This is a genomic window from Corynebacterium sp. c25Ua_47 (assembly GCF_039907205.1).
GTDB lineage: Bacteria > Actinomycetota > Actinomycetes > Mycobacteriales > Mycobacteriaceae > Corynebacterium > Corynebacterium hiratae.
Genome location: NZ_JASBOH010000001.1, coordinates 254058 through 276097, shown reverse-complemented (window position 1 = coordinate 276097; position 22040 = coordinate 254058). Strand labels below are relative to the sequence as shown.

The 22040-nt window shown below is 61.7% G+C and carries 19 protein-coding genes and 1 pseudogene; 5 read left to right on the top strand and 15 right to left on the bottom strand.

From position 1 onward, the window contains the following. Positions 1-32: 32 nt before the first annotated feature. From QKE52_RS01260 to QKE52_RS01245, 4 genes are all read right to left on the bottom strand, one after another. On the bottom strand, positions 33-2303 hold the full coding sequence (locus tag QKE52_RS01260; RefSeq protein WP_347947899.1) for a polyribonucleotide nucleotidyltransferase: 2271 nt from the start codon (positions 2301-2303) through the stop codon (positions 33-35). A gap of 140 nt (positions 2304-2443) precedes the next feature. Next, positions 2444-2713, bottom strand: a complete 270-nt coding sequence (gene rpsO / locus QKE52_RS01255) for a 30S ribosomal protein S15 (protein WP_046648089.1) — start codon at positions 2711-2713, stop codon at positions 2444-2446. A gap of 78 nt (positions 2714-2791) precedes the next feature. Beyond that, positions 2792-3709 (bottom strand): nucleoside hydrolase, encoded by a 918-nt coding sequence (locus QKE52_RS01250; RefSeq protein WP_347947897.1) that lies wholly within the window; start codon positions 3707-3709, stop codon positions 2792-2794. Then, positions 3710-4690 carry a bifunctional riboflavin kinase/FAD synthetase gene (locus QKE52_RS01245; protein ID WP_158396513.1) on the bottom strand — a complete coding sequence of 327 codons (981 nt, stop codon included), beginning with the start codon at positions 4688-4690 and terminating at the stop codon, positions 3710-3712. 37 nt (positions 4691-4727) lie between these two features. Between QKE52_RS01245 and truB the strand changes: the two genes are divergently transcribed. After that, positions 4728-5621, top strand: a complete 894-nt coding sequence (gene truB, locus QKE52_RS01240; RefSeq protein WP_347947896.1) for a tRNA pseudouridine(55) synthase TruB — start codon at positions 4728-4730, stop codon at positions 5619-5621. Positions 5622-5630: 9 nt separating this feature from the next. On the opposite strand, the gene QKE52_RS01235 is transcribed toward truB, so the two are convergent. The 9 genes from QKE52_RS01235 to rimP form a co-directional block, all read right to left on the bottom strand. After that, a complete protein-coding gene (locus QKE52_RS01235) occupies positions 5631-6305 on the bottom strand; it encodes a 4'-phosphopantetheinyl transferase superfamily protein (protein WP_347947895.1) in 675 nt (224 codons plus the stop codon). Further along, positions 6298-7119, bottom strand: a complete 822-nt coding sequence (locus QKE52_RS01230; RefSeq protein ID WP_049155431.1) for a metallophosphoesterase — start codon at positions 7117-7119, stop codon at positions 6298-6300. The genes QKE52_RS01235 and QKE52_RS01230 overlap by 8 nt, the downstream gene beginning before the upstream one ends. 44 nt (positions 7120-7163) lie before the next feature. Beyond that, a complete protein-coding gene (locus QKE52_RS01225) occupies positions 7164-8462 on the bottom strand; it encodes an MATE family efflux transporter (protein WP_144012980.1) in 1299 nt (432 codons plus the stop codon). Continuing rightward, positions 8463-9425 carry a bifunctional oligoribonuclease/PAP phosphatase NrnA gene (locus QKE52_RS01220; protein ID WP_347947894.1) on the bottom strand — a complete coding sequence of 321 codons (963 nt, stop codon included), beginning with the start codon at positions 9423-9425 and terminating at the stop codon, positions 8463-8465. Beyond that, positions 9426-9869, bottom strand: coding sequence for a 30S ribosome-binding factor RbfA (rbfA, locus tag QKE52_RS01215; protein WP_046648080.1), 444 nt, complete (start codon positions 9867-9869; stop codon positions 9426-9428). 150 nt (positions 9870-10019) lie between these two features. After that, complete coding sequence (gene infB / locus QKE52_RS01210) at positions 10020-12737, bottom strand: translation initiation factor IF-2 (protein ID WP_175973142.1); 2718 nt, start codon at positions 12735-12737, stop codon at positions 10020-10022. Positions 12738-12846: 109 nt separating this feature from the next. Next, entirely contained in the window at positions 12847-13182 is a 336-nt protein-coding gene (locus QKE52_RS01205; protein WP_049155427.1) for a YlxR family protein, read from the bottom strand. 120 nt (positions 13183-13302) lie between these two features. Then, positions 13303-14319, bottom strand: a complete 1017-nt coding sequence (nusA, locus tag QKE52_RS01200) for a transcription termination factor NusA (protein WP_046648077.1) — start codon at positions 14317-14319, stop codon at positions 13303-13305. 3 nt (positions 14320-14322) lie between these two features. Then, the gene (rimP, locus tag QKE52_RS01195; protein WP_347947893.1) at positions 14323-14889 is read right to left on the bottom strand and encodes a ribosome maturation factor RimP; all 567 of its coding nucleotides are present in this window, start codon (positions 14887-14889) and stop codon (positions 14323-14325) included. Between the two features lie 37 nt (positions 14890-14926). Here rimP and QKE52_RS01190 point away from each other — a divergent pair, with 37 nt between their 5' ends. After that, entirely contained in the window at positions 14927-15766 is an 840-nt protein-coding gene (locus QKE52_RS01190; RefSeq protein WP_070512668.1) for a hypothetical protein, read from the top strand. Positions 15767-15779: 13 nt separating this feature from the next. Here QKE52_RS01190 and QKE52_RS01185 read toward each other — a convergent pair whose 3' ends face one another. Next, complete coding sequence (locus QKE52_RS01185) at positions 15780-17549, bottom strand: proline--tRNA ligase (RefSeq protein ID WP_347947892.1); 1770 nt, start codon at positions 17547-17549, stop codon at positions 15780-15782. Between the two features lie 32 nt (positions 17550-17581). Here QKE52_RS01185 and yaaA point away from each other — a divergent pair. Continuing rightward, positions 17582-18305: pseudogene (gene yaaA, locus QKE52_RS01180) on the top strand (peroxide stress protein YaaA). A gap of 45 nt (positions 18306-18350) precedes the next feature. Here yaaA and QKE52_RS01175 read toward each other — a convergent pair. Further along, positions 18351-19664, bottom strand: a complete 1314-nt coding sequence (locus tag QKE52_RS01175) for a DUF4921 family protein (RefSeq protein WP_347947891.1) — start codon at positions 19662-19664, stop codon at positions 18351-18353. Between the two features lie 51 nt (positions 19665-19715). On the opposite strand from QKE52_RS01175, the gene QKE52_RS01170 reads away from it, so the two are divergent. Both QKE52_RS01170 and QKE52_RS01165 read left to right on the top strand, forming a co-directional pair. After that, positions 19716-20531 carry a PhzF family phenazine biosynthesis protein gene (locus QKE52_RS01170; protein ID WP_070512662.1) on the top strand — a complete coding sequence of 272 codons (816 nt, stop codon included), beginning with the start codon at positions 19716-19718 and terminating at the stop codon, positions 20529-20531. Further along, positions 20524-21912, top strand: a complete 1389-nt coding sequence (locus tag QKE52_RS01165; protein WP_070512658.1) for a protein adenylyltransferase SelO family protein — start codon at positions 20524-20526, stop codon at positions 21910-21912. The genes QKE52_RS01170 and QKE52_RS01165 overlap by 8 nt, the downstream gene beginning before the upstream one ends. Positions 21913-22040: the final 128 nt, after the last annotated feature.

The window sequence follows — 22040 nt, the reverse complement described above, 5'->3', positions numbered from 1 at the left end:
AGAGCGGGGCTCTGGCTTATGAGGTTTGGGAATTAGTCCTCCTCAACCGGAACCAGGGAGATCTTCCCACGGTTATCGATGTCGGCGATTTCCACTTGAATCTTATCGCCAACATTGACGACGTCCTCGACCTTTTCGATGCGCTCGTCGCCACCCAGCTTCGAGATGTGCACAAGGCCATCGCGGCCCGGGGTCAGGGAGACGAAGGCACCAAAGGCTACGGTCTTTACCACGGTGCCAAGGAAGCGCTCGCCCACCTTCGGCAGCTGCGGGTTAGCGATGCTATTCACGCGGTCGATTGCGGCCTCAGCAGCCTCACCAGTAGCCGCAGAGATATAAACCGTGCCGTCTTCTTCGATGGAAACATCGGCACCGGTTTCCTCCGTGATGGCGTTGATGGTCTTGCCCTTCGGACCAATGAGCTCACCAATCTTGTTGACAGGGATCGTCACCGAGGTAATACGCGGGGCAAGGCCAGACATCTCGTCCGGGCTCTCGATAACCTCCGCCATGGTGTCGAGGATGGCAGCACGGGCGTCGCGGGCCTGGTCGAGGGCGTCGGCAAGCACGCGCGAAGGAATGCCATCCAGCTTGGTATCCAATTGCAAGGCGGTGATGAACTCGGAGGTACCCGCGACCTTGAAGTCCATATCGCCAAAAGCATCCTCAGCACCGAGGATATCGGTGAGCGCCACGAACTTTTCCTTGCCGTTAACTTCACCAGAAACCAAGCCCATGGCGATACCGGCCACCGGAGCCTTCAGCGGAACGCCCGCGTTGTAGAGGGACAAGGTGGAGGCACAGACAGAGCCCATGGAAGTCGAGCCATTGGAGCCCAAAGCCTCAGAAACCTGGCGGATGGCGTAAGGGAAATCCTCGCGGGACGGGATAACCGGCAGCAAGGCACGCTCAGCCAGAGCACCGTGGCCGATTTCGCGACGCTTCGGGGAACCCACTCGGCCGGTCTCACCGGTGGAATACGGCGGGAAGTTGTAGTGGTGCATGTAGCGCTTGGACTCCACTGGGGTCAGGGAGTCGACCTGCTGTTCCATCTTGAGCATGTCCAAGGTGGTCACACCCAGAATCTGGGTCTCACCGCGCTCAAAGAGGGAGGAACCATGGGCGCGCGGAACGAGATCGACCTCAACGCCGAGGTCGCGGATATCGGTGACGCCGCGGCCATCGATGCGGAACCCTTCAGTGAGGATCTTGTTGCGGACGATGGCCTTCATCACGGCGTTGAAAGCATTGCGGATCTGCTTGGAGGCATCGGCCTCATCGAGGTCATCAAAGTCCTCGATGAGCTGTGCCTCAACCTGCTCCATGTAGTCATTGGTAGCATCGTCGCGGTCCTGCTTGCCCGGGATAGTAAGCAGCTTCTCCAGCTTCTTGGATGCAGCCTTCTCAACAGCCGCGTAGACATCATCATCGTAGGGCGGGAAGAGCGGGAACTCCTGCGTCTCCTTGGCAGCACGCTCCGCCAGACCGGCCTGCGCCTCGCACAAAGACTTGATGAAAGGCTTCGCCGCCTCCAGCCCCTCAGCCACGGTGGACTCCTGCGGAGCCGGAGCACCTTCCTTGATGCGCTCGGCTACGTGCACACCAGCGCCGGCCTCCACCATCATGATGGCAACGTCATCCTTGCGGCCCTTCTTCACGATGCGGCCGGCAACGACCATCTCGAAGAGAGCACGCTCGTGCTGCTCGTTGTTCGGGAAGGCCACCCACTGGCCCTTAGGGTGCTTATCATCAGCGATCAGTGCCATGCGCACGCCGCCCACCGGGCCAGACACAGGTAGGCCGGAGAGCTGGGTGGAGGCGGAAGCGCCGTTGATGGCAACGACGTCGTAGTACTCCTCCGGGTCCATGGAGAGGACCGTGACAACGACCTGAACCTCGTTGCGCAAGCCCTTCACGAAGGTCGGGCGCAGCGGGCGGTCGATGAGGCGGCAGGCCAGAATAGCCTCAGTAGAGGGACGGCCCTCACGGCGGAAGAAGGAGCCCGGGATCTTACCCGCGGCGTACATGCGCTCCTCGACGTCCACGGTCAGCGGGAAGAAATCGAAACCTTCGCGCGGCTGGTTTGAAGCGGTGGTCGTGGACAGCAGCATGGTGTCCTCGTCCAGGTAAGTGGTCACGGAGCCACCGGCTTGGCGAGCCAGCTGGCCCGTCTCAAAACGGATGGTACGCGTGCCGAAATCGCCATTGTCCAGGGTGGCGATGGCCTCGGTGATGCCGTAATCGTCGTCGATAAGGAACTCGACGGAATTGTTCGGTTGGTTCTTAGCGTTTTTAGCGCTCATGGATGTAACTCTCCTTGGAGCTGTCATGGCGATCTTCGGTGCCGCCTCTTCTTCGATGTTTTCTGACAACGCCCAAGAATTTTAGCAGATGAGACAAGAAAACCCCCGCACACAGGTGCGGGGGTTGAAAAGTTAAGCGCTTAGCGGCGCAGACCCAGGCGAGAAATCAGGTCGCGGTAACGGTCAACGTCGTTAGCGGCCAGGTACTTCAGCAGGCCACGACGGCGACCAACCATGAGCAGCAGACCACGGCGGGAGTGGTGATCGTGCTTGTGATCCTTGAGGTGCTCGGTCAGGTTGTTGATGCGGGTGGTCAGCAGGGCAACCTGTGCCTCCGGGGAGCCGGTGTCGGTCTCGTGCAGGCCGTACTCCTTGAGGATTTCAGCCTTCTTCTCGGTGCTCAAAGCCATGGAAAATCTCCTATTGTATTTCAGTCCACATGAAATGATGCGCCGTGAGGCGCTGCCCGTGACTACTGTGGACCGCAGTCAGCAAGCCGAAGTAGAAGTATAGAGGCTGCCCAGCTTCGACATCAAATCATCAACGAAGCGCGCATCATCCACCGCAACGGCGACACGGGCGGTGGGGTTATCCAGGCGTTCCGGGTCACCAATAGTGCGCCCGTTCTCCTCACACCGCAGATTGAGGTCGAGGCATGTGACCAGTGAGGGATCTGCAGCCACGGCCACCGCCAAGGGATCGTGGAGCCCACAACCGCCAAGGTGCGGCGAGGTCGTCTTGTAGGCGCGGATGTAGTAGTCCACGATGTCCGCATAAATACGACCAGTGGGTGTACCGCGCCATTGCTTCGTGTGCTCCCTGGTGAGCAAGGTGCGCAGCGTGACATCGAGCCCCACCATGGTGAGATCGCGAGCATGCCGGAAGACATAGTCCGTAGCCTGCGGGTCTTGGAAGACATTGGCCTCGGCATAGGGCGTGACGTTCCCGGGCACGGTCAGCGCGCCGCCCATCATGACGATGCGGGCGTTGCGGGCGAAGTCCGGGTCTTCGCGCATGGCAGCTGCGATGCTTGTCGACGACCCCGTCGGCACAATCACCAGATCCTCACCATGCTCACGGACCGAACGGATAAGAAAGCCCACTGCATCCTCATATGCCTTGCGGCGCGGCGGAGGCAGAAGCACTTCCCCAAGTCCATTGCGGCCATGGATGAACGCTGAAATGGGGGCAACGTTAAAGCCCGGGCGTGTCGGCCCAATGAAGACGGGGACATCCTCGGCGTCGAGAAGCTCCAGCAACGCCAGCGAGTTACGCACGCCCAGCGCCACCGGCACATTGCCATAGGTGCCGGTGACCCCGATCAACTCGAGATCAGGGTGCGCTACGGCATAGGCGAGAGCGAGGGCATCGTCGATTCCGGTGTCGAGGTCGAGGATGATCTTCATTTAGGCCTCGCGTGCCAGAATCTCACGAACTCGAGCAACATCTCGCTCCATAGCTGTCAGGAGTTCCTCCACGGAGTTGAATTTCTCCATGTCACGCACGTGGTCGACAAAGTGCACGGTGGCCTCGTGCCCGTACAAGTCAGCATCGCGGTCCAGCACGAAGGACTCCACCGAACGCTCCTCGTCGCCGAAGGTGGGGTTCGTACCCACCGAGATAGCGGCTGGATAAGGAACGCCGGGCTCCATGTCGCCTTCGAGTGGAGCGCCGGTGGGTTCAACCACGAACCAGCCCGCGTAGACGCCATCGGCCGGGATGGCGACGGATTCCGGGAAATACTGGTTGGCGGTCGGGAAACCAAGCTCCTTTCCGCCGCGTCCTGCACCGCGCACAACGGGCCCGGTCACCGTAAAGTGGCGTCCCAGCGCCCAATTGGCGCGCGCAATATCGCCCTTAGCAAGAGCAGCGCGGATGTTGGTGGAGCAGATGCGCTCGCCCTCGTCGTCAAGCAAAGGCACGATGTCAACGTCGAACCCGAATTCGGCACCGAATTTCGCTAGCGCCTCCGCGGTGCCGGATGCACCTGCGCCGAAGGTGAAGTTCTCCCCCACCACGACGTGTTCTGTGTGCAAACGCCCCACCAGGAGTTCCGTCACGTACTCGCGCGGCTCGACGCCCTGGAGTTCCTCGGTGAAGTCGATGACGAGCACGGCCTCGATGCCCATCTCTTCCGCCAACTGCATGCGGCGCTCAAAAGTAATCACGGAGAGCGGCGCGCGCTCCGGCAAGAACACGGAGACTGGGTGCGGATCAAAGGTCACCATGATTGGGCGTTGGCCATGCGTGCGCGCATGCTCGACGGCCTTTGTGACCAACTGTTGGTGTCCGCGGTGCAGGCCATCGAAGACACCAATCGTCACTGATGTCGGACCAAGGTCAGCGGGGATGCTATTGATTCCGTACCAAATATCCACGGCCACCATGCTATCCCACCGCAGCCGGTGCCCTAGACTGCAGGGCATGACTGATCCGCTCGAACGTTCCGGCCTCGTGGTCGTCGACAAACCCGCCGGCATGACCTCGCACGACGTCGTGGGAAAACTCCGCCGCTTCTTCCGCACCCGCAAGGTGGGCCACGCGGGCACGCTTGATCCGATGGCCACGGGAGTGCTCGTTGTAGGCCTCGAACGTGGCACCAAGTTCCTCGCGCACATGGTGGCCTCCACCAAGGCCTACGACGCCACGATTCGCCTCGGAATGGCTACCCACACCGACGATGCGGAAGGTGAAGCTACGTGGGGCAAACCGGCAACCGCAGTGGAGGATTCTGCCATTGCGCACGAGGTTGCTGCGCTGACCGGCGATATTTTGCAGCGGCCGGCAGCGGTCTCCGCTATCAAGATCGATGGTAAACGCGCGCACGAAAGGGTGCGGGCAGGCGAAGAGGTTGAGATCCCCGCGCGCCCAGTGACGGTCAGCCGCTTCGATATCCTCGATACGCGGCGCTGCGGCGAGTTCGTAGATTTGGACGTGTCGGTCGCGTGTTCTTCGGGAACCTACATCCGCTCGCTGGCTCGGGATCTGGGTGAGGCCCTCGGCGTCGGCGGGCACCTTACCGCGCTGCGCCGCACGGAGGTGGGCCCTTTCACGCTTGACGACGCCCTCCCCCTCTCTGCTCTCGAGGACTCCCCGACGCTGTCCCTGAGTCTCGATGAGGCTCTCGCTCGCAGCTATCCGGTTTTAGAAGTCACCGATGATGAGGCCCAGGCCCTGGCTATGGGCAAATGGCTGGAGCCGCGTGGGCTGAAAGGCACGTACGCGGCCGTCGATCCGCAGGGACGGTCGATCGCCCTGATCAAGGAGAAAGGAAAGCGCTTAGCCACGGTTTTCGTCGCGCGGCCCTCGACGCTTTAATGACCCGGTTTACCTGCCAAAGTTGAGCGCTGGAACGGCAGCAGAAACGATGACATAGCCATCCCGGATGATCCAGTGCCCCGTAATGAACGGCACTGGAGTCGGCCGTGCCAAGAGGTAAGAGACCAGCGTTCCGTCTAGGCGCAGGTCAATTTCCGCTTGGTCAAAATCAAGCCACCGCCGGGTCATGGGAAACCAGGTCTTGTAGGTGGCCTCCTTGGCACAGAACAACAGGCGGTCCGGGCAGGAAATACCCGCCGCTTGTAACTGAGCCAGCTGCGGCATCTCCCCCGGCCGAGCGATCATCGTCAGCACATGCTCCGGCAAAGGCTCCGCGGGTTCGGCATCCAGCCCCATCGAGCGCACGTGGGTGGTTGGCGCTGCTACCGCTGCACGCAGGCCTTCGGTGTGCGTCATCGATCCGGTATAGCCCTCCGGCCACAGCGGCATGCCTCGCTCGCCGCGCAGAATCGGCTCATTGTCGGTGTAGTTGAGCTCCTTCAAGGCTTGGTGGGCACACCAGCGTGCATCCCCAAATTCGGACTTGCGCACGTCCACGGCTTGGGAGACCACGGAGCGCTCTTCCGGGGATAGGTGGTTGTAATTGAGCAGATCGGTCATCGACTCGTCTGTACGCACATAGCAATAGCGCGCTGACTCCGGGAAGAGGGAAGGCTCAAGCATGCTCTGCCCTCCCTGTCTTCTCATCGATACTCAGCACCGGATATGGCCACGGCTGGAGATGTCCGTGCGCTTGCCACTCACGCGGATACCCCAAAGACACCTCAATGTGGTCTACTCCATCAATGTTGGCTCGGTTGGGCATATGGAGGTGACCGTAAATGACCGCCTTGGCGTTGTAGCGCCGCGGCCAGGAACGCGTGTGGCGGGTTCCACACCACAACGCCACCTCGGGCCAGCGCAGGTACAAGGTTGGCTCCTGCACCAGCGGCCAGTGATTGATCAGGACGGTCTCGCCCTCAACCCGTGATAGGCGCTTGATGGAATACGCCAAGCGGTCCCAGCACCACGCGCGGACATCGACGAACGGGGCGATAGCAAATTCATCGGTCATGATGATCTGCTTCTGCTTCGCGCTCGCGAGCGCCTGCTCTACCGTTGTTCCCGGCGGACGAAAACTGTAGTCATACAGCGTAAAAAGCGGGACGACAGTAACCCCTCCAAAAACCGGGAAAGGGTCTTCTGGGGTAACCACGCCAATCTCCCGGCAGCCCTCCACGAGCCGATCGTATTTTTCACGTCCCTGATACGCGTCCTGGCCGCGGGAAAAGAGTTCGTGATTGCCGGGCACCCAGATCACGGTGGCGTAGCGGTTTTTCAGCCGCGCCAAGGTGTTGATGACAAGGTCAATGCGCTCGGCCACATCGCCCGCCACAATCAACCAGTCATTCGGATTCGGCGGAACGAGTTCCTCGATACGGTCCCCGTTGACTCGCACCGCCGCGTGGAGATCGGAGACAGCCCACAACGTGGTCATAGCGCCTCCTTCACACAAACATTCTCTCTACTTTTACCACAGGGCTAAACCTGCGCCCACCGCATTGAGTAGAAGCGCCACACCACGCCCACCATGCGGATGAGGATGAACGCGGCGATTCCGCCCCACACCCCGGTCAGGCCGGTGCCGAAAACCAGGGCCAACCAGACACCGGGGAGGAAGCCCAAGAGCACCGATGCGAGGGTGAGCGTGCGGAGGAAGGCTGCGTCCCCAGCGCCTAGGAGAACGCCGTCTAGGGCGAAAACGACGCCGCCAATAATGACGAGGAAAGTCATAACCCACCACGGGCCGGAAATGACCTCGAGGACCTCCGGGCTCGTAGTAAAAATCTGCGGGATGACACCGGCGCCGAGGCCTAGTACCGCTGCGAGCGCGAGGGAGAAGGACGTCGAGTAGAGCGTCACCTTGGTTCCCACCGTGCGGGCATAGCGCGCTGACCCTGCCCCCAATGCCGCGCCGGTCAATGCTTGGGCAGCGATAGCGAGGGAATCCAGAACGAGGGACAGGAAGTTCCACATCTGCATCATGATTTGATGCGCAGCCAACTGGGCCGTTCCGATACGCGAGGCCACCGCTGCCGCCGACAAAAATGCCACTTGGAAACTCAACGAACGCACGATGAGGTCACGCCCCAACACGAGCTGCCGACGCACAACGCTCCAGCGGACCTCCCACGAACCGACATGCTCGCGGCGCAGCTCCGCCACGAAGAACGCCGCGATGATCCCCATGCCCAGCACCGTGGCCAGAGCTGAGCCCGGCAACCCCCAGAAGTGCACGAAAATAGGCACCGCGATGGCGCCAGGAACCATACCTGCAAGGGTGAAGTAGAGAGGCTTGCGGGTGTTTTGAACACCGCGCATCCAGCCGTTGCCGGCCATGTTGATGAGGGTAAAAGGAATAGCGACGGCCGCGATTCGCAGCCACTGTGCTGTCCCCCGCGCCGTATCTGGATTGCCAGTCAACCACATCGCGAAGACGCCGGCAAAGAGCCACATGATGATAGCGAGCACCAACCCCACGCCCACGGCAACCCACGTTGCTTGCACGCCCTCCGCCACGGCCTCTTCCCGCTTACCCGCCCCGAATAAACGAGAGGCTCGCGCGGTCGTGCCATAAGACAAGAAGGTCAGTTGTGTAGTGACCACGGAATGCAGCGTGGCCGCAGCCCCTAGCGAGGCCAAATCCTCCGCCCCTAGCCGGCCCACCACCGCGGTATCCAGGAGCAAATAAAGCGGCATCGCCGCGAGAACTCCCAGAGCGGGCACGGCAAGACGGAAAACCTCCGCGGCAGATACCTTGACTGGTTGCTCGGAAGCCATTTAGGACAACGCACCTACCAGCTGCGCGATAACCTCCTCGGGCGTTCCGTGCGCGGTATAGCCAGCCGCCGGAACATGCCCACCGCCGCCGAAGGTGAGGGCCACTTCGGCGCAGTTGACCGCAGAGGAACGCAAAGATACTGCCCACACATTGGGCGCCTGTTCCTTGAAGACCACTCCAATGTCAGTGCCCTTCAATGCGCGGACATAGTCGACAAAAGACTCAATGGCGGAATCGGCATGAGACGCGACTTCCTCATGCGGCACGAAGAGAACAGCCAGGCGGTGCTCCCCTGCTTCCTCAATCCTGAGGCCTGAGAGCACGCGTCCGATCATCTGCAGGTCATCGGCCGTGCTGGAGTCCATGAGTTCCAGCGCAATCTGCTTGGTGTCGAGCCCATAGAGCATCAGGCGCGCAGCGATATCATGCATCGCTGGGCGGCCCCACCGGAAGTTACCGGTATCGGTAACAAGGCCCGCGTACAGGCAGTGCGCGATGATGCGATCGATCTGGATGGAAAGCCTATCCAGGATATCGAGCAGAACCACCGTGGTGGACTCACACACTGGATCCACCACGTTGATGGCGCCAAAGCCGTCGTTAGAAGCATGGTGATCGATACATAGGACGCGGCCGACGGCGGCCATTTTCTCGATCTCCCGGGCCACCGAACCCGTCCTATCTATCGAGCCGCAGTCCACAGTGACATAAAGGTCGTAGCCCTGCGGAAGCTCATCCACCAACTCAATCTCGTCCACGGTAGGAATGGAGAATAGGTTGGCGGAAATATCGCGGCGCTGCCCGATCACGGTGCGGGTCTGCTTCCCGCGCTGGCGCAGCGCCAAGGTGAGGGCCGCCGCAGAGCCGACAGCATCGGCGTCTGGGCGCAAGTGCGTGATGATGCAAATACTGCTGGCCTGCACCAGCGCATCAACTGCGGCTTCGTAGTTGGTTCGTGACACTTAGTCCTCTTCCTTATCCGAGGTCTTGTACGGATTCGCATCACCAGCCGGCTGCGCGCCTTCCTTCAACTTGGCCAACTCCGCATCGCGGGCACGGGCGCGGGCGAGCAAATCCTCCATGTGAGCGGACGCCTCGGGGACAGTGTCAAGCTCAAAGGACAGCGTCGGCGTAAAGCGAACCGACAGTTCGTCGCCCACGATCTTGCGCAACTGCCCCTTAGCTCGCGTGAGAGCCTCAGCAGCCTGATCGTAATCCGGCTCGGATTCGATATCCGCGCCGCGCACCGTGTAGTACACGGTGGCATCGTGCAGGTCACCCGTAACGCGGGCATCCGTGATAGTCACAAGCTCAAGGCGACGATCCTTAATCTGGCGTTCAATAGCGCTGGCAACGATTGTCTGAATGCGCTTTGCCATGCGCGCGGCGCGTGCGTGATCAACCATGGTGAAGCTCCTTTGCGTACGGGTACTGGCAACTAGTCTAGGATACCGATTCTGCACCTTTCGGCCGAAATGATTAAAGCCCAGCCAGGAATGTTTCCTGGCTGGGCTTTTTATCTGAGCGCTCTTAGTGAGCGGAGAGCTCAGATGTGATTAGTCGCGCGGGACCTCGACTTCCTCGTAGGCCTGGATGATATCGCCTACCTGGATGTCCGGGTAGGACAGGACCATACCGCACTCGTAGCCGGCGTTGATCTCGTTAGCGTCATCCTTCTCATGGCGCAGGGACTCGATCTTGGCATCGGAGACGACGACGTTTCCGTCGCGTACGAGGCGAACCTTGCCGTTGCGCTTGACCTTGCCCTCGGTGACCATACAACCGGCAATGGTGCCGACGGCGGAGGACTTGAACAGCGCGCGGATCTCCGCCGCACCGGTATCCCGCTCCTCGTAGATGGGCTTGAGCATGCCCTTGAGAGCTGCCTCAACCTCTTCGATGGCGCGGTAAATCACGGTGTAGTAGCGGATGTCAACGCCCTCGGCATTCGCTTCCTCCGTCGCCTTGCCTTCAGCGCGAACGTTGAAGGCGATGATGACGGCGTCGGAAGCCGCAGCCAGGCTGACGTTGGTCTGCGTCACAGCACCGACACCACGGTCGATGATGTTGAGCTGAACCTCGTCGTCAACCTCGATGTCCAGCAGGGCATCTTCCAGAGCTTCGACGGAACCGGCATTGTCGCCCTTGAGGATGAGGTTGAGCGTCGAAGTTTCCTTGAGCACTGCATCCAGATCCTCGAGGGAGACGCGCTTGCGGGCCTTGGCCTGCAGAGCAGAACGCTTACGCGCATCACGCTGCGCGGCAATCTGTCGAGCGACGCGGTCATCTTCGACAACCAAGAGGTTGTCGCCGGCACCAGGCACGCCGTTGAGGCCCTGCACCTGGACCGGGCGGGACGGGCCGGCCTCTTCCACGTCGTTGCCAAACTCATCGAGCATACGACGTACACGTCCGTGCGCATCGCCAACCACGATGGAATCACCAATGCGCAGCGTACCGCGCTGAATGATGACGGTTGCCACCGGACCGCGGCCACGGTCGAGGTGAGCCTCGATGGCAGAACCCTGCGCATCCATATCCGGGTTAGCGGTGAGCTCGAGTGCAGCGTCCGCCGTCAGGATGACAGCCTCCAGCAACTCGTCGATGTTGATGTTGTTCTTCGCGGAGATGTCCACGAACATCGTGTCGCCGCCGTATTCCTCCGGCACCAGACCGTACTCAGTGAGCTGACCACGGATCTTATCCGGGGAAGCTTCCGGCTTATCAATCTTGTTGACCGCGACAACGACTGGGATGTCCGCTGCCTTCGCGTGGTTAATCGCCTCAATCGTCTGCGGCATCACGCCGTCATCAGCGGCGACCACCAGGATGGCCAAGTCAGTGGACTTGGCACCACGGGCACGCATGGCGGTAAACGCCTCGTGGCCCGGTGTATCCAGGAAGGTGATGGTACGCGGGCCATCCTCGAGATTCACCGTGGTCTGGTAGGCACCGATGCCCTGGGTAATGCCACCGGCCTCACCCGCGCCTTCGTTGGTCTTACGAATGGTGTCCAGAAGGCGGGTCTTACCGTGGTCAACGTGACCCATCACGGTGACGACTGGCGGGCGCTTCTCAAGGGCTTCTTCGCCGCCCTCGTCCTCACCGAACTGCAGGTCGAAGGACTCGAGCAGCTCGCGGTCCTCGTCCTCCGGCGAGACGACCTGGACCTCGTAGTTAATCTCCGAGCCCAAAAGCTGCAGGGTGTCCTCGGATACGGAGGCCGTAGCCGTCACCATCTCGCCGAGGTTGAACAGTGCCTGAACCAATGCTGCGGGATCCGCACCGATCTTCTCGGCAAAGTCAGCCAGGGAAGCACCGCGGCGCAGGCGAACTACCTTGCCGCCGCCGTCAGGCAGGCGTACGCCGCCTACCTCATGCTTCTGCTGCTCTTCAAACTCGTGGCGCTTCTGACGCTTCGACTTCTTGCCGCGACGCGGTGCGCCACCAGGACGACCGAATGCACCAGCGGTACCACCACGGCGACCACCGCGTCCGCCACGGAAACCACCGTGGCCTGGGCCACCCTGGCCCGGTCCGCCGCCACGACCACCTCGGCCGCGACCGCCACCGCCGCTGCCTGCGGCCTTCGACGGCATGCTGGCCGGGTTCGGATGCGAAGGCATCATGGCCGGCGATGGGCGGCGTCCGCCGCTGCGATTGCCATCACCCTGCGGGCGTGCTCCGCCCTTGCCACCGCGGTTATCACCAGGCTTGCCGGCGGAGCGCTGCCCCTTGCTGCCGCCCGGACGTGGTCCGGGGCTGGGGCGATCGCTCGAGCCGCCCGTGGAGAACGGGTTATTGGCGACGCGACGGGTACCACCAGGCTTCGGCATGGAGCGCGGTGTAACTGCGCGCTCGCCAGGCTTGTCCGCATTCTTGCGCTGTGCACCCGGCTTCGGGGCACCGCCCGGCTTAGGCGCAGTTCCCGGCTTCGGGGCGCCGCCCGGCTTGGGAGCGGCACCCGGCTTCGGCGCTGCCCCCGGCTTCGGACCAGGCTTAGCGGCGGTAGCCGGCTGCTTCTCTGCTGGTTTCTTCTCTGCCGCCTTTTTGGCAGCAGAAGCCGGGGAGGCTGCCGGCGCGGTTTTCTCCGCCGGCTTGTCGTTGCCACCCTTAGCTTCATAATGTGCGCGCATCTTCTTGACCACCGGCGGTTCGATGGTCGAGGATGCGGTCTTGACGAACTCGCCTTGTTCCTTCAGCGTGGCGAGTAGTTCCTTGCTGGTTACGCCGAGCTGCTTTGCCAACTCGTGTACACGTAGCTTTCCGGGCACTTGTCTCCTCTTTAATCTTTCTAGGAGCCAAGGCCGCGGAATACGGCTTGACCCCTAGTTAATGGCTATGGACTTTCATCGCTGATGCTGCTTCATGGTTGTGCGCTCATCAGTGTTCGGTCTTCCTTTTTAACTCTGGGTCGCACGGGCTGTTGCCCGCCGACTGCACCTGCTGCTGAGCAGCGAGGTACTCACGTACGTGACCTGTGTCCACGTCTGTGGACAATCGGAGCGCGCGCCTGAAGGCACGGGTTCGCTCCGCCAGCTCTACTGCCTCCAGATCTGGCCTTATCCACGCTCCCCTGCCGGGGAGGCGGCGGCGCGGATCCGGAACAACACGGCTTCCTGTGGGATCGTCCCTATCGGCGACAACCCTGAGCAATTCCGTGTCGGGATGCTTTTGACGCGTGGCGATACAGGTGCGGAGTCGCTGTCCCTGAGACATCCCACTCCTTACGTCGAATCACCACTACTACTACGCCACAGCATTCCTGCATGTGGGCCGTTGTCTAGTCTACGCGAAAATAGGCCAAACCTTTAATCCCACCGCAGGTAGGTTGGAAAGCTAGTCACGAGCGGCATCGGAGTGAATATCAATCTTCCATCCGGTCAGGCGAGCTGCGAGGCGAGCGTTCTGCCCTTCCTTGCCGATAGCGAGCGAGAGCTGGTAATCCGGCACGGTTACCTTGGCTACCTGTGCTTCCTCGTCGAGGATTTCTACGCGCACAACCTTCGACGGTGCGAGAGCATTACCCACGTAGACGGCGGGGTCTTCGTTGTAATCGATGATGTCAATCTTTTCACCACCGAGTTCACGCATCACGTTGCTGACGCGGGAACCCTTCGGGCCGATACACGCACCCTTGGCGTTGAGGCCCTTGGCGTGGCCGCGAACGGAGATCTTGGAGCGGTGTCCAGCCTCGCGGGCGATGGCGATGATTTCGACTGCGCCGTCGGCCACCTCTGGGACCTCCAGCTCGAAGAGGCCGCGAACCAGCTCTGGGTGGGTACGCGACAGCGTAATCTGCACCTTCGCCCCGTTGCGGTTTACCCCCACGACATAAGCCTTAACGCGGTCACCGTGCTCGAGCTTCTCCCCCGGCAGCTGCTCGGCCGGCAACAGGAAAGCATCCTGCGAATCGTGCTCAGTACCCAATTGCACCACGATAACGCCGCGCTTGTTGGCATGGATATCGCGCTGGACGACGCCCGACACCACCGTGCCGATCAATTCTGAATAGGAATCATAGGTCCGCTCCGCTTCGTTTTCGCGCAGCTTGCGCAGGATGGCATCGCGGACAGCCTGGGCGCCGATGCGCCCAAAGTTATCCGGGGTGTCGTCGTACTCGCTGACGACCTCTCCGGTCTCCAGATCGCTTTCCGTCACGATGACGGCAACGGCGCCGGTATCGGCGTCGATATCCACGCGGGACTTTGTCCCCTCCGCCTTCGTCTCAGCAGACTCGGCACGGTGATCCAGATAGGAATACAAAAGGGCACCCGCGATTGCCTCAAGCAGGTCCTTCACCGGGACGCCTCGCTCGCGCTGAATCGTGCGGAGTGCCTCTAGATCAATATTCACTTGTTAGTCCTCTCGGGTTGCCGAGTTCTGCTCGGCGAAGTCGAACGTCTGCATTGCCGCCTCCAGCTCCTGTGCTGAAGGTTGAGCAAACTCAATTTCTACCACTGCACGGCTCACATTTTCCAATCGCTCGACCTGATAACGCACCTCCTTCTTCACCGTCGTGATAAGCGCCACGGATTCTTCGTCCTCAGACAGGCCGCCGATGCGCGCGACGCGAGTGGTTCCAGGTTCCTCGGCAAGCGCATATCCGACCAGCCTTCCTCGGTTGCGGCGCCAATGGCGCGGGGCGCTCAGCGGGAAGTCCACACCTGGCGTCGACACCTCCAGGGTGTAGCCCGCGCCAAAGTTGAGGGCGCCCGCTTCCTCCTGGGCATCAAAAAGCTCGGAAATCTCCTGCGATAGTTCTTCAATGAGGTCGGAGCTCGGGCGCTCATCACCATCGATACGGATGATGACCTGGGATTTTTTACCAGCTCGTGTGGTCTTGACGTCTTCGATGTCGAGGTCGCGTGCGGCGGCAATAGGCTGCAGGATTTCGGTCAGTTGCGCGGGTGTTGGGAATGCCATGCGCTCTAGACTAGGTCACACGGGTAGGGTCTATCGCGTGAACCGCCGAGTAGTTGTGCCCGCCCTCCTTGTCTGCGCCGCCCCCTGGTTGGGCGGCTGCCAAGCCACCGACGCGATCGTGGACTATTTTGGCCCCCACGCGGATCCCTCCCTCGCGTCGCTTGCTCAAGCCGCCAGCGCGGATGCTCTCACATTGGAAGAGCTTGATGCGGATGCCGCGGCCCTGCGCGCGGAACAGGCTGAGCAGCTTTATGACGAAATCGACCGCCTGTGCGGCCGCGATGAGGAAGGAAATGCTCCTCGCTCTTGCGCAGTCGACCGTGAGGTTGTCCCACGCGATTCCGCTGACGTGGCCGCCGTGCTTCACGACGCCTCCTCTTCCTCAGAAGAGAACATCAGCAGCGTCCCTGAGGAATCCCGCGCTCTTGTAGTAGCACAAGCTATTGCGCTCGCAGCGTGGAACGATGATGAGCTTGCTGAAGTCCCCGAACTCACCGAGCAGGAACGCGATGCCGCAACTACTCTCTTGGAATGGGAGTACCAGCAGGTCTATTCCCTCGATTTCGCGCGCTCCTATGTGTCCCCCGACCAGGAGGCGCACGTTGATGAGCTTTTGCACGCTCATGAGGACAGAATCCTGCAGCTTCAAGGGCAATTAGAAAAGCTCGGCGCTGTGCCGCAGGCCGCGCCGGCCTATGATTCACCGGCAGGAAACCTACCGACGGACGCCGACTCAGCGCGCGCATTCATCGACGAGGCCGCACGCAACGACACGCTGAAGTGGACCGATGCGGCCATCTCAGCTGAACCGTCAGCCCCGTGGCAGCGCTGGCTTATCGCGGTTGCGGCGCAGTCACATCGCTTCCACGCCGCCTAGCTTCTGCTAGCTGCTAACCGCGGATGAGCTCGGTGAGCGTCTCCACGATCTGGTTGGCGGGGACCTCACGGGTCTCGCCGCCGCGGATGCGCAGCTCAATGATGCCGTCAGCAAAGGCGCGGCCCAAGATGGCAATGAACGGCATACCCAAAAGCTCAGCATCCTTGAACTTCACGCCCGGGGAAACCTTCGGGCGATCGTCGAAGAGCACCTCCACGCCCGCGCGGTCCAGATCCTCCACCAGCTTCTGCCCTGCCTCGAGGGCAGCGGCATCCTTGTTCGCTACGGCCACGTGCACCTGGTACGGGGCCACAGCCACCGGCCAGTTGAGGCCCTTCTCATCGTGGCGCTGCTCCGCCAGCACCGCGAGCATGCGCGTCACACCAATGCCATAGGAACCCATGGTCGGCACGGCGCGCTTGCCGTTCTCATCCAGAATCTGGACGTCGAAAGCCTCGGTGTACTTGCGGCCCAGCTGGAAGATGTGGCCCAGCTCGATACCGCGCTCCAGGGTCAGAGTGCCCTGGCCGTTCGGTGCCGGGTCCCCTTCCTTGACCTCGGCGGCCTCGATGAACTCATCCACAGTGAAGTCACGGCCAGCCACCAAACCGACGACGTGACGCTGCGGGGCATCGGCACCGGTAATCCACGACGACCCGGAAACAACGCGCGGGTCGGCATAAACCTTCACGTCGTGGGCATTAAGGGCACGCGGCCCAACGTAGCCCTTGACCAGGAAGTCGCTCTTCTTGAAATCCTCATCGCTGGCGAGCTCGAACTCGGCCGGTTCAAGCGAAGCCTCCAGGCGTTTTTCATCCAGCTCGCGATCGCCCGGAATGAGGACGGCCGCGAGCTCCCATTCCTTCTCTTCCTCCGTAGCTGCGGGGGCTGCCACCTTGATCATCATGCACTTGAGGGTGTCCGCTGCGGTGACCTCGCGGTCGGCGACAGTAATGCCGGCGCTCTTAGCCCACTCCACCAGCGTTTCGATGGTCTCGGATTTCGGAGTCTCATGCTCCTGTGCCTCCGGCAGGCCGTCGAAGGGGATTTCCTCCGGAGCCTGAGTGACCACGGCCTCCACGTTGGCGGCGTAATCGCCCTCGGTGGCCCGCACGAAGGTATCTTCGCCTACCTCAGACACGGCGAGGAACTCCTCAGAGGCCGAGCCACCCATCGCGCCAGAGGTGGCCTTACAAATCGCGTAATCAATCTCTAGGCGATCGAAGATGTTCTGGTAAGCCTTGCGGTGGCGGGCATAGGACTCATCGAGCCCCTCATCCGTCATGTCGAAGGAATAGGAATCCTTCATGGTGAACTCGCGGCCGCGCAGCACGCCGGCGCGCGGGCGCTCCTCATCACGGTACTTCGTCTGGATCTGATACAGCGTGACCGGGAAATCCTTGTACGAGGAGTACATATCCTTCACTGCGGTGGTGAACATCTCCTCATGGGTCGGGCCTAGGAGCATGTCAGCGCCCTTACGATCCTTGAGGCGGAAGAGGTTATCGCCGTACTCCGTCCAGCGGTTCGACTGCTCGTAAGGCTCGCGCGGCAGCAGCGCCGGGAAGAGCATCTCCTGGCCGCCGATGGCGTTCATCTCCTGACGGATTACGTCTTCAATCTTGCGCATGGCGCGCAGCCCCAGTGGCAGCCAGGTGTACACACCCGGCGCGACACGGCGCACATAACCTGCGCGGACGAGAAGCTTGTGGCTGGGGACTTCGGCATCAGCCGGATCCTCACGAAGAGTGCGGAGGAAAAGCTCAGAAAGACGTGTAATCATGGTTGCTCAGTTTACATCGCTAGCATGTAGCCATGCTGATCATCCTCCCTCCTTCTGAGACCAAAGCACACGGCGGCAACGGCGCGGCCCTGAATTGGGACGAGCTTTCTTTTCCCGCGTTGAATCCGATCCGCCAAGAAATCGCTGCAGAATTGTCGTCCCTCGACGTCGATGAAGCGCTGGAAGTGCTCAAACTCTCTGAGAAGCTGCGTGGGGAAGCCGAGTCTAACCGCGAGTTGGCATCCTCCCCGACCATGCCCGCGCTGGAGCGTTTCACCGGCGTGCTGTACGACGCCCTCGACGCCCCCCACCCTTCCCCCGGAAGCGCGGAGCTACCTCGCCGTGGGCGATGCACTATTTGGTCTGGTGCGCGCCGATGACCTCATCCCGCACTACCGACTCTCCGGTAGTACGAAACTGGGCGGGCGGACGCTGAAGTCGCGCTGGGGTACGGCCATCACGGAGGAGCTGCGCGCGCTTGTCGACGCCGACGAGTTCCTCCTCGATATGCGCTCGGGCACCTACCAGCAACTGGGCAAGCTCAAGGACGCCGCCACCGTGCGCGTGGAGACGGTGCAAGAGGATGGCTCCCGCAAGGTGGTCTCTCACTTCAACAAGCACTACAAAGGGGAGCTCGCACGCGTGCTAGCCCTCCACGGTGAAGGCGTCTCCTCCCTCAAGGATGCGGCCAGTGTTGCGCAGGAGGCAGGCATGAGCACCGAATTGCGTGGTTCCGAGCTCGTGCTCGTGGTCTGATTTATCTATTTATCAATTTATCTGCCCCCGGAGAAGCGGGGCCATTCAAACCAATGGGTTATAGCGCAAGCTGTTGCGCTTGAGCTCGCACTCAGTGGCAATCGCGATACCGGAGGCAATCTTGCCGCGCTCGCGCAGGCGGAACATGGCATCCACGATGCGATCGCGCAATCCCCAGGGATCGATGGTGTTGATGTACACCTTCGTGCCGCCCTCAAAGCCGGCCAGGGTCGATACCCTGAGCTTGATCATCACGCGCCACGGCTGCGGCAGATCCACGCTAGGCGGGCGGTGGTGCCATTCTTCATTGCAGGCCACATCCGGCCCCACGGCGGCATGCGCTGCGTGGATGAGATCAGACATCCCGCGTACCTCACCGGGGGTCTGCTCCCAGGGCTCACAGCGCGGCGACTTGGAGAAGATCTCCAGTGTGGGATAGCGGTGGCCAAAGCCGGCGAAGAGAACCGCATAGTCGTTTTCGGCGATAACGAGGTTGCGCTTTGCCGCGTAGCCAACCGCCCAATCGTTGTACATATTCGGGTGCGCCCTCAGAATCGCGTTTTCCTGGTGGGCAGCCATACCTAGAGCGTCAATAGCGACGAGCTGCTTGTGCAGGTGGTCGAAGGACGCGCCCGCCGGTGCCAGCCAGTTCTGAAACACGGCGACATAGGAAGCATAGCGGTTGCGCTGATAGAGCTCGCGCGTCGATTCTGCTGTAAAGGTTGTTAGGAGAAAGTGCTCGTCGGGGCTCAGCGTGCCGGAGGACGCGAGCTGACTGTCATCGACCGCACCCTCCACAAAGTGGCGCGAAGAAATGATGACGTCGTGGCCACCTCCGAAGAAGCCATCGGCGAGGGCGAGCAAAGAGTCGTCGTCCAGCGCGGCATCCTTGCCCGCCGCCTTGAGCTTGGTGCGCACCACATTGAGCACATGCAGGCGCCCAGCTTCGTCGGACTCGTAGCGCTCCTTGTGGCGGGCCACGTCGGGGTCCATGGTGTAGCCATAGTTCTCGTGCCAATAGTCATAGGACACGATCTCAAAAAGGTTGGGCACGCGGCGAAAGGCGGGTACGGATTCATCCAGCTCGTGAGGAAGGAGGCCGCGCTGAATCTCCCCCGAGGCTAAAATGCGGGACTTTTCTGGCGGGGTATCCAGCATGCGGCCTGAGCAAAAGGCGCAGGTGTGCGTGAAAGCATCGGCCGCCAGCGGTTGTGGGTCCTGTGCTGGATGCGCGAGCGGGCGGTTGCCGCGGCCAGGCACCGTCCACACCTCCGTTCCGGAGAAGGGGTTGACCTGCTTGACGGTCCCATCAGCCATGGTTTGGATGGGCTCGACGCGGCTAAAGAGTGCTTCGCTCATGCAGCCCAGCGTAGACCTCCGCACCCACCGGTGCGACTAGGCTTGGGGTCCATGCAGCACCGATTCTTTGAAGTAGATGTCTTCGCCACTGGTCCGTTCAGCGGAAATCCCCTCGCCGTGGTCGCGGATGCCGATGACTTGAGCACCGAAGAGATGCAGCGCATCGCGCACTGGACCAATTTCTCTGAGACGACGTTCCTGTGCTCGCCTACGGATCCACGCGCGGACTACCGGGTGAGGATCTTTACCCCCTACGAAGAGTTTCCTTTCGCCGGCCATCCCACGCTGGGCACCGCCCGGGTGGCAGCAGAGCTGCTTGAAAAAAGCGGCACCTTAATTCAGGAATGCGGTGTAGGCCTGGTCACCGTGCGCCAGGAGGACGGACGCTTCGCCTTCGCTACCCCACCCTTGGTGCGCGAGGGGGCTCTCAGCGATGCCGAACGAGCCGATGCAGCTGCAGTTCTCGGAGTTGACGTCGACCGCATCGTTGACTCCGGCTGGGTAGACAACGGCCCCGGATGGCGCCTCATCCAGCTGGATTCCGCCGAGGCAGTACGCGAACTCAACCCCACACCCACGCCTGGCGTGAAGGTCGGCGTGGTCGGCCTCACCGGTGGTGATGCCCCCGCGTATGAAGTACGAGCCATTACCGGGCACTTCGAGGATCCCGTCACCGGGTCCTTCAACGGCGGGGCTGCCCAATTCCTCCGCGCCAAGAATGCAGTTCCTGCTCGCTACACCGCGGCCCAAGGTCGCCAGGTAGGACGCGCTGGTCGAGTCTTCATCGATGACGACGGCGGGAACATCTGGGTGGGCGGCAACGTCCACGTGCGCGTTCGCGGCACTCTGGAGTCCTGCGATGCCTAAACCTTCCCTTCCCTTCGAGCTGCACACTGAGTTCGCCCACCGCCTGCCCCACTTCGTCTCCGAGGCCCGAGGGGAGGAACAGCCCGCGGCGCGGATCGTGGTGCTCAATGAACAGCTGGCTTCTGCGCTCGGGCTCGACCCAGACTGGCTGCGCAGCGACGAAGGCGTGGAGTTTCTCCTCGGCCGCGGCCCCATCGCTCCCCACGCCATGGCCTACGCCGGCTTTCAGTTCGGGCAGTACAACCCATCCATGGGTGATGGCCGCGCTCTCCTACTGGGAGAGGTCACAGGCCCCACCGCTCCCCATAACCCGGCAGGTCTGTGGGATCTGCACGCCAAGGGGACGGGACCCACACCGTACTCGCGCTTCGGCTCTGATGGTCGTGGCACACTGCGCTCGATGCTGCGCGAGTATCTCTTCTCCGAGTCGATGCATGCCCTGGGGGTACCCACTACTCGGCCCCTCGCGGTCCTTGCCACCGGCCGCCCCATTCAACGCCAAGTGGTGGAGGAGGCGGGCGTGCTGGTGCGCGTGGCCGCAAGCCACATTCGCGTCGGCTCCTTTCACTTCGCCGCGCAGTCTCAGCGGCCCGGATTGCTCGAACAGCTCGCTGACTACACCATTGAACGCCACTACCCCGGTGCCGACTATCAGGAATTGTTCATCCGTGCCATGGATGCGCAAGCCGCTACGGTCGCCGGATGGATGCAGCTGGGCTTTATCCACGGCGTGATGAATACGGATAACACCACGCTATCGGGCGAGACCATCGACTACGGCCCCTGCGCATTCCTGGAAAACTATGATCCCGATACCTGGTTTAGTTCCATCGATACGCAGGGCCGCTACCGCTTTGGCCGCCAGCCCGACATGGTGGGATGGAACCTCGCGCGGCTCGCTGAATCCCTGCTGCCGCTTCTCGACGACTCCCCTGACTCCGCCCTCGCTTGGGCCCAGGAAGCCATCAATTCCTTTGCGGAACGCTTCGAGAAAGCACGGCGAGCCGAAGCACTGCAGCGCTTGCAGATGCCTGAAGAGCTTTTTCGGGACTACAGCACCGCACTCACTGAGGCGAGCCCAGACCTCACTCAGGCCCACCGAGCTCTCGTCAGCGCCGCGGCAGGTACACCGGCAGCCGCTTATGAGGCGTTCGCGGGCACGCAGTTCGTTGACGCCTACTGCGCGAGTGGCCCCGACGTTGCGCGACTCGAGCGAAGCGTGCCGCGTGTGATTCCCCGCCCGCGTCTGGTCGAAGCCGCGCTGGGCGATCTTGATGAGTTCTCCCGCCTTCTCCAGGCCACGACCCACCCCTTCGACCCCGCACCGGACTATGAACAGCCCGGTGGCACGGAGGGGTATCTCACCTACTGCGGCACCTAAGAGTGCAAAACAGAAGGGAACACACCACCGCCCCGAGTTCTCCGTAGGAAAGGAAACGGAGTCTCGGGGCGGTGGTGTGTCTCTATCTTTCACTGCCACGCTCCCAGTCGGTTTCTCAGGCCGACCGC

What these genes read in the sequence shown, in the direction of transcription:
- QKE52_RS01245 (WP_158396513.1), bottom strand. Translation starts at nt 4,690, where the DNA reads ATGGTGGCCGTGGATATTTGGTACGGAATCAATAGCATCCCCGCTGAC.
- rimP (WP_347947893.1), bottom strand. Translation starts at nt 14,889, where the DNA reads ATGGCATTCCCAACACCCGCGCAACTGACCGAAATCCTGCAGCCTATT.
- QKE52_RS01175 (WP_347947891.1), bottom strand. Translation starts at nt 19,664, where the DNA reads ATGAGCGAAGCACTCTTTAGCCGCGTCGAGCCCATCCAAACCATGGCT.
- QKE52_RS01165 (WP_070512658.1), top strand. Translation starts at nt 20,524, where the DNA reads ATGCCTAAACCTTCCCTTCCCTTCGAGCTGCACACTGAGTTCGCCCAC.
- QKE52_RS01225 (WP_144012980.1), bottom strand. Translation starts at nt 8,462, where the DNA reads ATGGCTTCCGAGCAACCAGTCAAGGTATCTGCCGCGGAGGTTTTCCGT.
- QKE52_RS01170 (WP_070512662.1), top strand. Translation starts at nt 19,716, where the DNA reads ATGCAGCACCGATTCTTTGAAGTAGATGTCTTCGCCACTGGTCCGTTC.
- QKE52_RS01185 (WP_347947892.1), bottom strand. Translation starts at nt 17,549, where the DNA reads ATGATTACACGTCTTTCTGAGCTTTTCCTCCGCACTCTTCGTGAGGAT.
- truB (WP_347947896.1), top strand. Translation starts at nt 4,728, where the DNA reads ATGACTGATCCGCTCGAACGTTCCGGCCTCGTGGTCGTCGACAAACCC.
- QKE52_RS01205 (WP_049155427.1), bottom strand. Translation starts at nt 13,182, where the DNA reads ATGTCTCAGGGACAGCGACTCCGCACCTGTATCGCCACGCGTCAAAAG.
- QKE52_RS01235 (WP_347947895.1), bottom strand. Translation starts at nt 6,305, where the DNA reads ATGCTTGAGCCTTCCCTCTTCCCGGAGTCAGCGCGCTATTGCTATGTG.
- QKE52_RS01260 (WP_347947899.1), bottom strand. Translation starts at nt 2,303, where the DNA reads ATGAGCGCTAAAAACGCTAAGAACCAACCGAACAATTCCGTCGAGTTC.
- rbfA (WP_046648080.1), bottom strand. Translation starts at nt 9,869, where the DNA reads ATGGTTGATCACGCACGCGCCGCGCGCATGGCAAAGCGCATTCAGACA.
- rpsO (WP_046648089.1), bottom strand. Translation starts at nt 2,713, where the DNA reads ATGGCTTTGAGCACCGAGAAGAAGGCTGAAATCCTCAAGGAGTACGGC.
- QKE52_RS01250 (WP_347947897.1), bottom strand. Translation starts at nt 3,709, where the DNA reads ATGAAGATCATCCTCGACCTCGACACCGGAATCGACGATGCCCTCGCT.
- QKE52_RS01230 (WP_049155431.1), bottom strand. Translation starts at nt 7,119, where the DNA reads ATGACCACGTTGTGGGCTGTCTCCGATCTCCACGCGGCGGTGCGAGTC.